The organism is Rhodococcus globerulus NBRC 14531 (genome assembly GCF_001894805.1).
GTDB lineage: Bacteria > Actinomycetota > Actinomycetes > Mycobacteriales > Mycobacteriaceae > Rhodococcus_F > Rhodococcus_F globerula.
On record NZ_BCWX01000003.1, the window covers coordinates 296336 to 311763 of the forward strand.

Consider the following 15428-nt stretch of genomic DNA (forward strand, 5'->3'; position numbering starts at 1 on the left):
AGAGTGATTCGTCGCTAGGTTTCGAGGCGGCGTAGGGAGCTGTCGAGCGTGCTCATGAGTTGGGCAAGCCTGTTCTTCCCTATCGGGGCAGTCGGGTATCGCCCGAGGACGTCGACCAGCACAGAGGTCGCGCGATCGCAGGTCGACTTTATGGACTGTGCTGCGGCGGCTTCATCGCCGCCCGCCTCGAGTTCGGCTACTCGGGCGGCACACGCCGCCGCTCGCAAGATGTGGCCGACTTGCGTCGCTCTCGCGATGGGGTGCAGGTAGGCAGCAGCTGCGGCGTCACCGCAGGCCCGTGCCGCGAGCTGCCCGGCCTCGCTCGTGATCTCCTGTGCAGCCCGGTGTGCATCGAGGGCGGCGACGCGCTGCAAGATCGTTCTCGGCGCTCCGTCGGCGAAAGCCCGTGCGGCGTCGAGTGCAGCTCGCGGGCGTGGGTCGTCGGGTGCTTCGGCCTCGAAATAGGGCAGTAGCTGCTGAGCGCTTTCGGCGGCGAAGCTTGCGACTGTGCGTAACTCGTCTGCCGTCAATGGGAAGTCGCTGTGTGCCTGTGTCATCGCTTCGATTCTCTCAGGTGGCTTTCCGGACCGTAATGCTACTGATCGAGAACCCGCTGACACCCGATTGCCTGTACCGACTACCGTCGAGGTGTGCGCTCAGAATCTCGTCGATCGAACATCCAGACTTTCCACGTCATGGACGTGTGGAAAGCCGCCACCGAACGTCAGCGGACTCATGGTGACGTCCTGACGCTGGCGGCCGGCCAGCCGTCGACGCCCGCGCCCACCCCGGTGCTGGCCGCAACGCGCGAGATCCTCGGCACAGAACTGTTGGGATACACCGAGACGTTCGGCATTCTTCCGCTTCGTGAGGCCATCGCCCGGTACCACGCGCAGAGTTCGGGAATCACCGTCGACGCCGATGACGTCGTTGTCACCACCGGATCTTCGGGTGCATTCACCTTGCTGTTCCTGGCGGCGTTCGACGAGGGCGATACCGTCGTCGTGGCGCGTCCAGGCTACCCGGCCTACCGCAATACGCTTGCGGCGCTGGGATGTAACGTCGTGGAACTCGATTGTGGCCCAGCTACCAGGTACCAGCCGACCGTTGAGATGCTCGACGCGCTGCCGACGCCGCCGGCCGGACTGATCGTTGCCAGCCCCGCCAACCCGACGGGTACCGTCATCGCACCCGAAGAGCTTGCCGCGCTGGCGAAGTGGTGCGACAAGAACGGAACATTGCTGATTTCCGACGAGATCTATCACGGCATCGGCTACGGAGACCAGCAGACGTCGAGTGCCTGGGAAACGTCCCGCGAATCCGTGGTCATCGGCTCGGTGTCCAAGTACTTCTCCATGACCGGGTGGCGTCTCGGCTGGATGCTGGTGCCCACTTACCTGCGTCGCCCGCTACAGAGACTGGCGTCGAACATGACCGTGTGCCCGCCCGCAATTTCGCAGTACGCCGCAATCGAAGCGTTCTCGGCGGAAGCGAAGATCGAGCTGGACGGCCACGTCGAGCGGTACGCGCTCAACCGTGAACTTCTGCTGACAGGCCTGCCGAAACTCGGCATCACCGAACTTGCTCCTGCGGACGGCGCTTTCTACGTGTACGCCGATATCGGACATCTGTGCGGCGACGAGGGCGCAACTGCCTGGTGCTCGCGGTTGCTGACAGATACCGGAGTCGCGCTTGCGCCGGGAATCGACTTCGACACGGTGCACGGAGATCGGATGGTTCGCCTCTCGTTTGCCGGTGCCACTGCGGATATCGAAGAGGCGCTGCGACGCCTCGAAACGTGGCTCACGTAACAATCAACAGGACGTTCGGGCTGTTTTCCGGTGCCGACACTGCTGAAACTGGCACGATGGAAACGTGTCGGGAGCCGCAACACCCAAGGGAGCAAAACGCCGCCAAGCGTTGGTGGCGTCTGCTGCTGAACTTTTGCTGGAAGGTGGATTCGACGCGGTTCGTCATCGCGCGGTCGCTACCAGGGCCGGTCTTCCGCTGGCCTCGACAACCTATTACTTCGACTCGCTCGACGATCTCATTGCGTGTGCCGTCGAGTTGAACGGTAATGCCGACATGGATGCGGTTCGGGCCCGTGTTGCGGCGGTGACTCAGCGTCGCCGGGGCCCGGAGTCCACCGTCGACCTGCTGGTGGAGGTTCTGCTCGGCGAAGACGAGAAGCGGCCGGAGAGCCGAGAACGATTGATCGCGCGGTACGAGAGATTTGTGGCGTGCGCCCGCCACCCGGCACTGCGTGAAGTCCAGTTGCGATTGCGCGCGCAACTGGACGAGGCGCTCACCGAGGCGTTGGCACGGTCGGGTCGCACCAGCTCGGAAGGGCAGTTGCGACGCCTTGTTGCGATGGTCGACGGCGCCATGATCTCGGCCCTGGGGGAGTACGACCCCGATCCACGTGGATTGGCGCGCGGAATGCTCCTCGAATCCATCGACGTGATGGCCCCACCTGCGTAGGGGTAACAGCACTGTTCACGCACCGTTAGACTGAGGCCTCGTGAGCCGCATCCCGAATGTCCTTGCCAACCGTTACGCCAGCCCGGAGCTTGCAGCTCTGTGGTCTCCCGAGCACAAGATTGTGCTCGAACGACAGTTGTGGGTGGCGGTGTTGCGGGCACAGGCTGAGCTGGGCATCGACATTCCGGCCGACGCTATTGCCGATTACGAGCGAGTCATCGACAACGTCGATCTTGCGTCCATCGCGGATCGTGAGCGCGTCACCCGCCACGACGTGAAGGCACGTATCGAGGAGTTCAACGCTCTTGCCGGTCACGAGCAGGTTCACAAGGGCATGACCAGCCGCGACCTCACCGAGAACGTCGAGCAGTTGCAGATCGTCCGCTCACTCGAGCATGTCTACAGCCACGGCATCGCCGTCGCCGCCCGTCTGGGTGAGCGCGCTGCCGAGTACTCGTCCATCGTGATGGCCGGACGCTCGCACAACGTCGCAGCTCAGGCGACGACATTGGGCAAGCGTTTTGCTTCCGCAGCCGACGAACTGCTGGTCGGTTTGACCCGTCTGCGTGAGCTGATCGACCGTTACCCGCTGCGCGGAATCAAGGGCCCGATGGGTACGGCTCAGGACATGCTCGACCTTCTGGACGGTGATGCGGCGAAGCTCGAGCAGCTCGAGACGAAGGTTGCCGAGCACCTCGGGTTCACCAACGTTCTCACCAGCGTCGGCCAGATCTACCCGCGCTCGCTCGATCACGACGTCATCTCCGCGCTCGTTCAGGTGGGCGCAGCGCCGTCGTCGTTCGCTCACACCATCCGTTTGATGGCCGGCCACGAACTGGTGACCGAAGGCTTCCAGCCGGGCCAGGTCGGCAGCTCCGCGATGCCGCACAAGATGAACACCCGCTCGTGCGAGCGCGTCAACGGCCTACAGGTCATCCTGCGCGGCTACGGGTCCATGGCTGCCGAGATGGCGGGCGCTCAGTGGAACGAAGGCGACGTCTTCTGCTCCGTCATTCGCCGAGTCGCATTGCCCGACGCATTCTTTGCCATCGACGGCATGTTCGAGACGTTCCTGACCGTGCTCGCCGAAATGGGCGCGTACCCGGCCGTCATCGAGAAGGAACTGACCCGCTACCTGCCGTTCCTCGCAACGACGCGTGTACTCATGGCAGCAGTTCGCGCCGGTGTCGGACGTGAGACCGCGCACGAAGCCATCAAGGAAAATGCTGTCGCCGTGGCACTCGCGATGCGTGAAGAGGGCAAGGAACCCGATCTGCTCGATCGCCTGGCTGCGGACGACCGACTTCCCCTGGATCGCGCTGCCCTCGACGAGGCACTCGCGGACAAGGCGGCCTTCATCGGTGCCGCGTCGGCTCAGGTCGACGCCGTAGTGGCCGAGGTACAGAAGCTTGTCGACGCCAATCCTGAAGCTGCGGCATACGCGCCGTCGCCGATTCTGTAGGGGCTACCCCCCGTGCGCCTTTTTGGTAGTGGCCACTGCCGAAAAGGCGCACAGGGTCGAAGACCATGAACTGCATCTTCTGCTCCATCATCGCCGGCGAAGCCGAGGCAAGTGTTGTCTACGACGACGCGAATGTACTTGCCTTCATGGATATTCGGCCGTTCACGTCGGGGCATCTGCTGGTGGTGCCGAAGCGTCATGCCAGCGGATTGTCGACCCTCGATTTCGACGAAGGTGCCAGGATATTTGCAGTCGCGCAAAAGATCGCCACAGCGATGCGTACCGGACATCTGCCCGTCGACGGGGTGAACCTGCATCTCTCTGACGGAGCCGTTGCAGGGCAGGAAGTTTTCCATGTTCATCTGCACGTCATTCCGCGCAATCGGGGCGACGGTTTCGGGCTTCGTGCAATTCCGCGCACACCCACCAGGTCAGTTCTCGACAGTACGGCTGCTGTCATCCGAGACGCCCTGATCCAGTAGTTCACCCGACGTGGGTGCTTCGGGGACTTTGGTTATCGAGCTACCGTGGGGCCGACTGCTGGTGGTATCGCCGTTGATGCACATCATGGTTCTCGTATTTCCGCTTCTACGGTCCGCTGGAACCCTATTTCGATCGAAGTCGGAAACTGGGAGATATCACTCTGGTCCGGTGAGGCCGAAATATACCGCGGTTATCGAACGTAAACGGGCAATCCGGCAAATCGGTGTAACTGTGCGTCTGTCATCATCGAGATCGATAACGTGGTTTAAATACCACCGAGCTGGAGGATGATCGCGTGATTACAGTTCTCATCGCCGACGATCAGCAGGTTGTCCGTCAAGGGTTCGAGCTTTTCCTCACCGATCACCCTCGCATCGAGGTCGTCGGCCATGCGGCATCGGGATTCGAAGCACTTCAGCAAGTCCGATTGCTTCAACCGGACGTGGTTCTCATGGATATCCGCATGCCGCACGGTGACGGGCTGACTGCGACTTTCGAGGTTCTGAAGGAATTCCCGAAAACTCGCATTATCGTCGTAACGACGTTCGACCTCGACGAGTACGTTTTTGGTGCGCTCGACCTAGGCGCGGTCGGGTTCCTGCTCAAAGACACCGACCCGGACGATTTGGTGGACGCGGTCATTGCCGCTGCAGACGGTGGCTCGGTATTGTCGCCGAAGCTCACCCGCAGAATGGTCGCCGAATTCGCGCGTCGTAAACCGTCTGCCCCAGTCGAATTTCCCGACCACGGATTGAGCGTTCGGGAAATGGAAGTGGTCCAGCTACTTTCGAGTGGGTTGGGTAACGGTGAGGTGGCCGACGCGATGAAACTCGAACTGAGCACGGTGAAATCGCATATCGGCAATATCTGCCGGAAACTCGATGTCCGCACGCGGGTGCAGATTGTCATCTGGGCGTATCGGAACAATATGGTGAGAGATTCACGGGTTCGATAAGAGCACGTGGTGCCCGCCTCCGCAAAGCGGCGACGAACACCACGTGAGAGTGCACTTATCCGAGCAGCTTTGCCTTCAGCGTTGCGATAGTCGACCGACTGAGCCCGAGGCCCTCGGTCAGGTAGCGATCGATGGTTCCGTAAGAGGATTCCACTTGATCGAGTCCGGCTTCGATGTAACCGGCCTCGACTCCGAGGAGAGGCTCCATATTGGTTGCCACTGCCGGACCAGCCACGCTGGAGATGTACGCGAGTGTCGCCTTGATGCTTTCGGTCGAGTACTCGTTGGTCAGCATGTAATCACTCATGATCGTGGCGCGGTCGACGCCGGCGATGCTCAGAAGCAACATCGAGGCCCAGCCGGTGCGGTCCTTACCGGCGGTGCAGTGAAAGACCTGTGGCCCATCGGTTTCCGCGAGCGACGTGAGCAGTTGAGTGAATCCGGCCCGTTCTGCGGTGCCCGTGACGAACGCGCGGTTTGCATCCTGCATCAACGACCGGGCTTCTTCGGGCGACTTGATCTGGAATGCCATCTGGTAGATGTCGCCGGCCAGGACCGGGATGTTCTCGTAAGCGACCCCGGCAGGCAGAACATCCGGCTTGTCGGCGATTTCGGCTGCGGTGCGCAGGTCGTAGACCTTGGTCAATCCGAGTGACTCCAAGGCAGCCATGTCGGCGCCCTTCGGTGTGATGGCATTGGCCCGGTAGAGAACACCCTTGTTGACGTGTTGGCCGAAGGAGCCCGAGTACCCGGATCCGGTCCCGGCGACGTCGCGGAAGTTGTCGATACCCACCAGGCGCGGAGCATCGGCAACCTGCTGTGAGCTGCCGAAATCCAAAGAGCCGAAGTCGAGCGAGCCGACGGGCGGCTGGGGAGCAGCCTGGGCAAGTGCAGCGCCGCCGATCAGGAGACTGCTCGAGATCGCCAGTGCTGCGACGGCACGGACGCCGGTGTTGCGTGAAGTTCGTGACATGTGAAAGTCCTTCGTGGAGAGGGAATCTGAATTCGCGAGAGGCTCTGAATCGAGTGTGGACCCGCGAAACCCGCAAATTCGATGGGCCTCCCACCCAATGGGAGATCTGCTTCGGCGGGGTTGTCTGCAAACTGGCAGTTCATCAACTGTGACGGCGGCCTCTCGCGCACCGGGCCTGGCTAGCTGCATTATCCGGTTAAGCAGGGCAGACGGCTCCCCGGACGGGGAGTCTCTGTACCCGTCCTGGCTACCAGGGTTCTGTACGAACTGCGAACGCCCGATAGGGTGATAAGCGTGCGTCCTACACTTGATTCCTACACTCATCTGGCCGGTGGCAAGGTCCGTGACCTTTACACGATCGACGACGAGCACTTGCTGCTGGTCGCGAGTGATCGGATCTCGGCCTACGATCACGTGCTCAGCACGCCGATTCCGGACAAAGGCCGCGTCCTCACCGCGATGAGCGTGTTCTTCTTCAACGTCCTCGGCGGCAACAATCACCTCGCAGGTGAGCCGGACGACGACCGCATCCCCGAAGAGGTTCTCGGGCGTGCGCTGGTTGTGCGCTCGCTCGACATGATTCCCGTCGAATGTGTGGTCCGAGGATTCCTCACGGGTTCCGGTCTGGTCGATTACCAGAAGACCGGCGCGGTGTGCGGCGTCAACCTTCCGGAGGGCCTCGTGGAAGCGTCACGCTTGCCCGATCCGATCTTCACCCCGGCGTCCAAGGCTGCTCTCGGAGATCACGACGAGAACATCAGCTTTGATCAGGTAGTGGAGAAGGTCGGTCAGACGCTCGCGATTCAGCTTCGTGAGGACACCCTCGACGTGTATGCGCGAGCATCCAATTTTGCCGCTGATCGCGGAATCATCCTCGCCGACACCAAGCTCGAGTTCGGTCTCGACGGGGGCGGCAATCTCGTGCTGGCCGACGAGGTGCTGACACCTGATTCCTCGCGGTACTGGCCACTCGAAGGCTTCGAGCCTGGCAAGGTTCAGCCGAGCTTCGACAAGCAGTTCGTTCGCGACTGGCTGACCGGCCCCGAATCCGGATGGGATCGGGCGTCCGATACCCCGCCGCCGGCTTTGCCGCAGGAGATTGTCGACGCGACCCGTGCGCGCTACATCGAAGCGTACGAACGTATTTCCGGATTGTCCTTCGCAGATTGGGTCGGTCCCAGCGCATGAGCCTCGTCCCGCCGGTCGCGAAGAAGGTTCCCACCGAACGCACCCATCACGGACACACGTTCGTCGACGAGTACGAGTGGCTGCGGGACAAGGACAACGCCGAGGTAGTGGCGTATCTCGAAGCCGAGAATGCGTATACCGAGGAGCAGACGGCGCATCTGGAGCCGTTGCGCGAGAAGATCTTCCAGGAGATCAAATCGCGCACCCAGGAAACGGATATGTCGGTACCCACCCGGATGGGTAAGTGGTGGTACTACGCCCGTAGCGTCGAAGGTAAGTCGTACAACGTTCACTGCCGTTGCCCGATCGCCGACGACGGTGACTGGACGCCGCCCAACTTGACCCCCGGGGTTGAACTGGACGGCGAACAGATCCTCATGGACGGCAACCTCGAGGCAGAAGGGCACGACTTCTTCTCTCTCGGCGCGTTTTCCATCAGCGAGGACGGCACCCTGCTGGCGTACTCCGTGGACGTCGTCGGTGACGAGCGGTACACGCTGCGGTTCAAGAACCTCGAGACCGGGGAAATCCTCGGTGACGAGATTCCCGACACCGCTCCCGGCGCAACCTGGGCACTTGATCACAGCCATGTCTTCTACATGACTGTCGACGAATCCTGGCGTCCGGACACCGTGTGGCGCCACAAGCTGGGAACGCCGCAGAGCCAAGATGTTTCGGTGTTCCACGAACCGGATGAGCGGTACTGGGTGTCGGTCGGTTCGACGCGCAGCGAGAAGTACCTGGTGATCTGGGTCGGTTCCAAGGTGACCAGCGAGGGCTGGATCCTCGAATCGGCCAACCCGGAAGGTGACTTCCGTGTGATCATTCCGCGTCGTGAAGGCGTCGAATACGGCGCGGAGCATGCCGTGATCGGGGGAGAAGACCGCTTCCTCATCCTCCACAACGACGTAGTGGACGGTGTGAAGGCCGAGAACTTCGTGCTGGTGGAGGCTCCGGTATCGGATCCGACGAACATGACGACGTTGATCGCGCACAGCGACGACGTGCGGCTGGAAGAAGCCGAGGCTTTTGCCGGCCACATCGTGCTGAGTTACCGCCGCGAGGCGTTGACCCGAGTTGCCGTGTGGCCGTTGACAGCTGACGGCTACGGCGAGCGTCACGAGATCGATTTCGACGAAGAGCTCTTCAGTATCGGAATGGGATCGAATCCGGAATGGGCGCAGCCCACCATCCGGTTGGGCTTCACGTCTTTCATCACTCCCGGTCAGGTGTACGACTACTACGTCGCCAGCGGTGAACTGGCGCTGCGGAAGTCGCAGCCCGTGCTCGGCGATTTCGACGCGAAGAACTACGTGCAGCGACGTGATTGGGCAGTGGCCGAGGACGGTACCCGCATTCCGCTCTCGATCGTTCGCAAGGCCGGCGCCCCCGAAGGTCCGGCGCCGTTGCTGTTGTACGGCTACGGTTCCTACGAGGCCAGCATCGACCCGTCGTTCTCGGTTGCGCGGTTGTCGCTACTCGATCGCGGTGTTGTGTTTGTTGTCGCGCATGTACGCGGCGGCGGTGAGATGGGCCGGCATTGGTACGAGAACGGCAAGACTCTTACCAAGAAAAACACGTTTACCGACTTCGTCTCCTGTGCACGGCATTTGATCGATACCGGCGTCACCGCCGCCGATCGTATGGTTGCCGACGGTGGTAGCGCGGGTGGCCTACTCATGGGTGCTGTAGCCAACCTCGCACCGGAACTCTTTGCCGGCATTCTTGCGAATGTGCCGTTTGTGGATCCGCTGACGTCCATCCTCGACCCGTCGCTGCCGCTGACGGTCATCGAGTGGGACGAGTGGGGAAATCCTTTGCACAACAAGGCTGTCTACGAGTACATGCACTCGTACAGTCCATACGAGAACGTGGAAGCCAAGGACTACCCGGCGATTCTGGCCATCACCAGTATCAACGACACCCGAGTGCTGTACGTCGAACCGGCGAAGTGGGTCGCGAAACTGCGTGCCACCAAGACCGGCGACGCTCCACTACTTCTCAAGACCGAGATGAGCGCAGGACACGGTGGTGTCAGCGGTCGTTACGAGAAGTGGAAGGAAGTTGCCTTCGAGTTCGCGTGGGTTCTCGACACCGTCGGGGCGGCGAACTAGCTTCTGCGGTAACGGACCTGGGGGCGCCCAGCACGTCCGTATTCGGTTTCCCGGGTGAGCAGACCGTCGTCTGCCAGTTTTTCGAGGTAGCGCCACGCTGTCACCCGGGATACGCCGACGGAAGCGGCAACTTCTGCTGCGGTGAGCGGAGTGTCGGTATCCCGAACGCACGCCGATACGAGTCCGAGCGTCTGGGAAGCAAAGCCCTTCGCCGACGCGGCCCGATCGTCGGAGGTGCGTAGTGCGGCCATCGCGCGATCGATGTCGTATTGACTCGCTGCGGATTCGCCGGCGGGCAGCGCTGCGCGGTACTCCACATACCGTTCGAGCTTGTCGCGGAATGCCGCAAAAGTGAACGGTTTGAGCAGGTAGAGAACAATTCCGCGGGCAACGGCGGTTCGCACCACATCGAGGTCGCGCGCGGAGGTCACCGCAATGATGTCGGGGCTCGGACGCAACCCACCGAGCGCCGATGCAACATCGAGTCCGCTTGCGTCCGGTAGGCCGATGTCGAGGAGCACCAGATCGATGGACTCACCGGCGGCGTGCGCTTCCGTGACCGCTCGCAGAGTGGCCTGACCGCTGTGAACCACACCGTGCACGACAAACCCCGGCACTCGCTCCACATAGGATCGGTGCGCCTGCGCGATCAGTGGTTCGTCGTCCACCACGAGTACCCGGATCACTGCTGTGCCTGCCGTAGCGGGATGCGCACGACCAGCATGGAACCCAGCCCAGGCTCGCTCACGAAGGTGCCGCCGTGGCGTTTCACGATCTGCGAAACCAACGCGAGGCCGATGCCGCGGGATCCGGATTTGGTGGAATATCCACGCTCCTTGGCCCTTTCGAGCGCATCGGGCGTCATGCCTGGCCCACTGTCGGCCACCGCAACCACCATTGTCGAATCCTCTTCCATGACCGTCACTTCCACCCACGGCTGCTCGCTGGTCCGCGAGGCGTCAATGGCATTGTCCACCAGATTGCCGACCAGTGTGACCAACTCACGGGACGTGAGCGGCGTGAGAGCACCGAGTGCGGTGTCCTCGGTGACGGTCAACTCCACTCCGCGTTCGGTCGCCTCACTGAGTTTTCCGAGCAACAGAGCGGCCAGAGCCGGTTCCTGAACGGCATTGACGAGACGATCGATCAACTGCTGAGACAGCCGTAATTCGTTGGTGGCAAAGGAAACCGCCTCGTCGTATTTTCCGAGCTCCACCATCGTGATGATGGTGTGCAGGCGGTTGGCGCTCTCGTGGGCCTGCGAGCGCAGCGATTCTGCAAAATCGCGAACCGAATCGAGTTCGCCGAGAACATTCTGCAATTCGGTGTGATAGCGAATAGTCAGAACTGTGCCAATTCGCTTGCCCTCCCACTCAACCGGGTGCTGATTGACCACGAGTATTCGTTGATCGGTGAGATGGACCTGATCAGTGGCCGAACTTGCGTCCACATCCCGCAACGTGGCCGGAATCGAGGACAGATCGACTCGGCCTTCCGGTAGATCGAGAAGGCGACGCGCTTCGTCGTTGACTATGTCCACCTGAGCCGTCCCGCCCCGTCCCCGACCGATGACCACCAGTCCCTCACCGATGCTGTGGAGAACGGCGTCGTGATGCTCGTACATCGTGAGCAGTTCGTCGGGTGCCAGACCCAGGGTCTGACGTCTGATTCGCCTACTTACCAACAACGAACTCAAAACAGCTGCAATCAATCCCGCGGCAGCAATTGTCAGGATGGTCGGAATGCTCTGGGCGAATTGCTTGCTGATCTCCTCTCGGGTGACGCCGACAGCCACCAAACCGACAAGCGTCCCACTCGCGTCGTACACCGGTGTGACCGCGCGAATCGACGGACCCAACGAACCTGCGTACGTCTCGGTGAACGTCTCACCTGCCAGCGCCCGGTCGATGTTGCCGGTGAACAATTCGCCGATCAGTTCGGGACTGGTATGGGTGTACCGGGTGCGATCGGGCGCCATCACCACGATGAAGTCGACGCCGGTGGCCATGCGAATTTTCTCGGTCTGCGGTTGCAGAATCGCGGTCGGGTCGTCGCTGGAGAGCGCCTGCGCGGTGGAGTCCGTCAAGGCCAGTGTCTCGGCGATCGAGCTCACCTGCCGACTAATGGCGTCGTCGCTGTCACCTCGCTCGTCCACTACAGCCAGTGCCGCTCCCGCGCCGATGACCAGCGACAACAGTGCAAGCTGCAGCAGCAGGATCTGCCGGGCGACGCTCATGCGTCGGCGACTGCGTCGTTGGACCATCGGTTACTCCTGAACGTTATGAACACAAACTTCACGCCCTACACATTTCCAACAAGAATTCTCCACGAACTCGAGTGATCCCCATCACTTCACTGATTTCCATCAAAGGACATCCCCATGAGCGTCACGGCAACAGGGACAGTAAACGATTCACCCCAGCCGAAGGGCACTCCGGCAAAGCGCGACAAGACGCATTGGCTCTACATGAGCGTCATCGTCGCCGTCATCGGAGGCATTCTCGTCGGTTGGCTCGCGCCCGAATTCGGCAAGTCGGTCGCCGTGTTGGGCACGTTGTTCGTCAGCTTGATCAAGATGATGATCAGCCCGGTCATTTTCTGCACCATTGTGCTCGGCATCGGCTCGGTGCGCGCAGCAGCCAAGGTGGGCAAGGTCGGCGGATTGGCGCTCGCCTACTTCATCGGTATGTCCACTGTTGCCCTGGCGATCGGCCTGGGTGTCGGTAATCTCCTCAACCCGGGCAGCGGCCTGAACATCGAGCCGAACCCGGCGTCCGTCGAGAAGCTCACCACGGCAGCGCACAGTGCCGGTGGAACGTGGGACTTCGTCGCGTCGATCATCCCGACGTCGTTGCTGTCGTCCCTGACCGCGGGCAGCGTGCTGCAGACACTGTTTGTCGCCCTGCTCGTCGGCTTCGCGATCCAGTCGCTCGGCAAGTCCGGTGAACCGATCCTCAAGGGCATCGGTCACCTGCAGAAGCTGGTCTTCAAGATCCTGACCATGATCCTGTGGCTCGCCCCGATCGGTGCCTTCGGTGCCATCGCCGGCGTGGTCGGCCAGACCGGACTGAACGCAGTGGTCCAGCTCGGAACACTGATGATCGGCTTCTACCTGACCTGCTTGATCTTCATCTTCGGTGTCCTCGGCACCCTGCTGCGCGCCGTTACCGGATTCAACATCTTCAAGCTGGTCAAGTACTTGGCCCGCGAATACCTGCTCATCTTCGCGACGTCGTCCTCCGAGTCGGCACTCCCGCGTTTGATCGCCAAGATGGAGCACGTGGGCGTCGAACGCTCCACCGTCGGCATCGTCGTCCCGACCGGCTACTCCTTCAACCTCGACGGCACCGCGATCTACCTGACCATGGCCTCCATCTTCATCGCCGACGCGATGGGTCAGCCACTCGCGTTCGGTGAGCAGCTCTCGCTGCTGGTGTTCATGATCATCGCGTCGAAGGGTGCAGCCGGAGTCAGTGGCGCCGGACTCGCGACCCTTGCAGGCGGCCTGCAAAGTCACCGTCCCGAACTACTCGACGGCGTCGGCCTGATTGTCGGTATCGACCGCTTCATGTCCGAGGCTCGCGCTCTCACCAACTTCTCGGGCAACGCAGTTGCCACCCTGCTCGTCGGCTCCTGGACGAAGACCATCGACAAGGAACGCGTCGTCGATGTTCTGGACGGCAAGATTCCGTTCAACGAGGCGACCATGCTGGACGACGAGGACGAAGCCGAACAGCACAAACTCGAAACCGCGCCAACTGGCACCCAGCAGTCCTTCGTGAGCCACCACTAGAGGTTTGACCCCTCCGTTGGAGCGGAACCCGTACTTCAGATCAGTGATCCTGGTCGGAGAATGACGAACGAGACCGTCGCACTCACCGTGCGGCGGTCTCGTTCCTCGTTCGTGGCAGGCTTTCCGTCATGTCGATTCGCCTTCCTGACATCGGTGGGTGCTTAAATCGCGATGCCGGAGCGGAGCACGGCTCATTCCCACAGACCGCCGTCCAGAATCGAACGTTTCCGACCGGCGCTAATGGTGCGAGACGGCCTGACCTACCGTGGGGCCATGTGCCTTCACCTCGACGCAACCGCCGCGCTGTCGATCGCAGGTTGGGTTCGCGAAGAACCTACTCGATCGGCCTCTGCCCCCGTTCCGCAACCGCTGGTCGGTGCTTGTGATCAACTCATCGTGTGGGCGAGTTCGTTCTCCATACTTGCCAGTTCCGACGACCAGGTGTGGTTTCTCTCGGCGGAGAACTATGCAGGCGGAGTTGGCATCAGCGATGAGGCCTTTCCCTGGGATGCGTTTCGGCATGAGAGTCTGGCGGGTGCTTCCGGGCCGGCTGAGCGCGCGGCGATCAACGCCTTCTGGTCCACTCACCTCCCGGTCCTGCTGTCGACACGCAATGGGTACGAGTACCTGGCGCTCGCACCGGACGGTCAGGTTGTCCGTGGGGGAGAGCCGGAGTTCGAGGAGGTCACCATCGTCGCCGCTGATTTCGACGCTCTGCTTCGGGGTGTAGCCGCAGGCATCAGCACGGCAGACCCCCTCGCCGATGCACTGCTTGGAACAGTGGGTACTGCCCGGCCGGACAGTGACCGGTAGCTCTGAGGGAGGCTGAGTTGATTGCTCGACTGTGTTCCCATCGAAGCCGCTGTGTCCGTCAACCGATCTTTTCTCGGACACTGATCGGTGAGAGAAACCCGAACGGTAGTCCTCCACCCCTACGGAAGGGTTTGGAGGACAATGTTTTTGAGGGGTAGCCTGCACTGATGACGCGTGCACTGTCGGGAAGGTCAGCTGCCGAAGAACGAGTTCAGAGAGCCAAGGGATCCGGTGACGGGTGGTTCGCCCCAGTTCGGTCCGGGGATGACGTAGACGGTGAAGTAGCCATAACTGCCGCTGGAGGAAGTGGCGACGTCGCATTTCACGACCGTGAGCTCGGTGGGAAACTTTGTCCCGGAGGGATAGTCACAGGCGCCGAATTCCACTCCGGTGGGCATACTGGGAGTGGCCCATGTTACGTAGGCCCCGTCGTACGACCATCCGGCATCCATAACGTCCACAGTGATGTCGGCAGGCACTAGAGCTGAGCCGGTCAGGTTCAGGTCGGTCAGGTTCGCGCCGGTAAGGTTCGCGCCGGTTAGGTTCGCGCGGGTCAGGTTCGCTTCGGTGAGGTTCGCGCCGGTGAGGTCAGCTTCGGTGAGGTTCGCGCTGGTCAGGTCAGCGTCGGTGAGGTTCGCGTTGGCCAGGTTCGCGCCGGTCAGGTTCGCTTGACCCAGGTACGCGGAGTCCATGTTCGCGCCGGTCAGGGTTGCGTTGGCCAGGTTCGCGTCAGCCATGTAGGCGCCGTGCAGGTCAGTGCCGGTGAGGTCAGTGTCGGCGAGGTTCGCTTCGGTCAGGAACGCCCAGGACAGGTCCACGCCGGACAGGTCTACGCCGGACAGGTCCGCCCCATCACAATGGCTTCTGGCGGCCTCGTAGGGTTGGGGGTTGGCGATGTAATTTGCGCACCGACTGGCAAGGAATTCGGCGGCGGTTTCTGCTGACGCAGGTCCGACCGCGGTACCGAACGTCATGGAAGCGGCAAGCGTGATCCCGCCGACCAGGGCGGCGAGGCGGGCGCTACCAAGGCGAGTCCACCCAGAGCGAGAATCAAGAGTCGTCATCTATTTGGCCTTCACAATTTGGTCCCCGCACCGTGCGGCATGGCACCAGAAAGCAACCACTTCGCGAACATAACGGACATTTGGGCATCAAACACCCCGAAG

Annotated in this window: 14 protein-coding genes; 9 read left to right on the top strand and 5 right to left on the bottom strand. The window is 61.7% G+C overall.

Annotation, left to right across the window (positions count from 1 at the left end):
* Positions 1-14: 14 nt before the first annotated feature.
* The gene (locus RG2_RS16595) at positions 15-557 is read right to left on the bottom strand and encodes a putative immunity protein (protein ID WP_033233917.1); all 543 of its coding nucleotides are present in this window, start codon (positions 555-557) and stop codon (positions 15-17) included.
* Between the two features lie 93 nt (positions 558-650).
* On the opposite strand from RG2_RS16595, the gene RG2_RS16600 reads away from it, so the two are divergent.
* From RG2_RS16600 to RG2_RS16620, 5 genes are all read left to right on the top strand, one after another.
* Complete coding sequence (locus tag RG2_RS16600; RefSeq protein WP_033233918.1) at positions 651-1811, top strand: pyridoxal phosphate-dependent aminotransferase; 1161 nt, start codon at positions 651-653, stop codon at positions 1809-1811.
* A gap of 64 nt (positions 1812-1875) precedes the next feature.
* Positions 1876-2481: a TetR/AcrR family transcriptional regulator gene (locus RG2_RS16605; protein WP_033233919.1), complete on the top strand. Its 606-nt coding sequence runs from the start codon at positions 1876-1878 to the stop codon at positions 2479-2481.
* A 40-nt stretch (positions 2482-2521) separates the two neighbouring features.
* Positions 2522-3943, top strand: a complete 1422-nt coding sequence (gene purB, locus RG2_RS16610; protein WP_033233920.1) for an adenylosuccinate lyase — start codon at positions 2522-2524, stop codon at positions 3941-3943.
* 65 nt (positions 3944-4008) lie between these two features.
* A complete protein-coding gene (locus RG2_RS16615) occupies positions 4009-4425 on the top strand; it encodes an HIT family protein (RefSeq protein WP_033233921.1) in 417 nt (138 codons plus the stop codon).
* Positions 4426-4721: 296 nt separating this feature from the next.
* On the top strand, positions 4722-5381 hold the full coding sequence (locus tag RG2_RS16620) for a response regulator transcription factor (protein WP_033233922.1): 660 nt from the start codon (positions 4722-4724) through the stop codon (positions 5379-5381).
* Positions 5382-5436: 55 nt separating this feature from the next.
* Here RG2_RS16620 and RG2_RS16625 read toward each other — a convergent pair whose 3' ends face one another.
* Positions 5437-6354, bottom strand: a complete 918-nt coding sequence (locus RG2_RS16625; protein ID WP_033233923.1) for a tyrosine-protein phosphatase — start codon at positions 6352-6354, stop codon at positions 5437-5439.
* A 294-nt stretch (positions 6355-6648) separates the two neighbouring features.
* Between RG2_RS16625 and RG2_RS16630 the strand changes: the two genes are divergently transcribed.
* Together RG2_RS16630 and RG2_RS16635 are read left to right on the top strand one after the other, a co-directional pair.
* Positions 6649-7542 (top strand): phosphoribosylaminoimidazolesuccinocarboxamide synthase, encoded by an 894-nt coding sequence (locus RG2_RS16630; RefSeq protein ID WP_033233924.1) that lies wholly within the window; start codon positions 6649-6651, stop codon positions 7540-7542.
* The gene (locus RG2_RS16635) at positions 7539-9656 is read left to right on the top strand and encodes a S9 family peptidase (RefSeq protein ID WP_033233925.1); all 2118 of its coding nucleotides are present in this window, start codon (positions 7539-7541) and stop codon (positions 9654-9656) included. Before RG2_RS16630 ends, RG2_RS16635 begins: the two co-directional genes overlap by 4 nt.
* On the opposite strand, the gene RG2_RS16640 is transcribed toward RG2_RS16635, so the two are convergent.
* The gene (locus RG2_RS16640; protein ID WP_033233926.1) at positions 9653-10342 is read right to left on the bottom strand and encodes a response regulator; all 690 of its coding nucleotides are present in this window, start codon (positions 10340-10342) and stop codon (positions 9653-9655) included. The genes RG2_RS16635 and RG2_RS16640 overlap by 4 nt on opposite strands.
* Positions 10339-11919: an ATP-binding protein gene (locus tag RG2_RS16645; RefSeq protein WP_072782594.1), complete on the bottom strand. Its 1581-nt coding sequence runs from the start codon at positions 11917-11919 to the stop codon at positions 10339-10341. The genes RG2_RS16640 and RG2_RS16645 overlap by 4 nt, the downstream gene beginning before the upstream one ends.
* A gap of 117 nt (positions 11920-12036) precedes the next feature.
* On the opposite strand from RG2_RS16645, the gene RG2_RS16650 reads away from it, so the two are divergent.
* Both RG2_RS16650 and RG2_RS16655 read left to right on the top strand, forming a co-directional pair.
* Positions 12037-13449 carry a cation:dicarboxylate symporter family transporter gene (locus tag RG2_RS16650; RefSeq protein WP_033233928.1) on the top strand — a complete coding sequence of 471 codons (1413 nt, stop codon included), beginning with the start codon at positions 12037-12039 and terminating at the stop codon, positions 13447-13449.
* A 273-nt stretch (positions 13450-13722) separates the two neighbouring features.
* Positions 13723-14262, top strand: a complete 540-nt coding sequence (locus RG2_RS16655) for a hypothetical protein (RefSeq protein WP_230590109.1) — start codon at positions 13723-13725, stop codon at positions 14260-14262.
* A gap of 191 nt (positions 14263-14453) precedes the next feature.
* Here RG2_RS16655 and RG2_RS16660 read toward each other — a convergent pair whose 3' ends face one another.
* A complete protein-coding gene (locus RG2_RS16660; protein WP_051730457.1) occupies positions 14454-15326 on the bottom strand; it encodes a pentapeptide repeat-containing protein in 873 nt (290 codons plus the stop codon).
* Positions 15327-15428 lie beyond the last annotated feature (102 nt).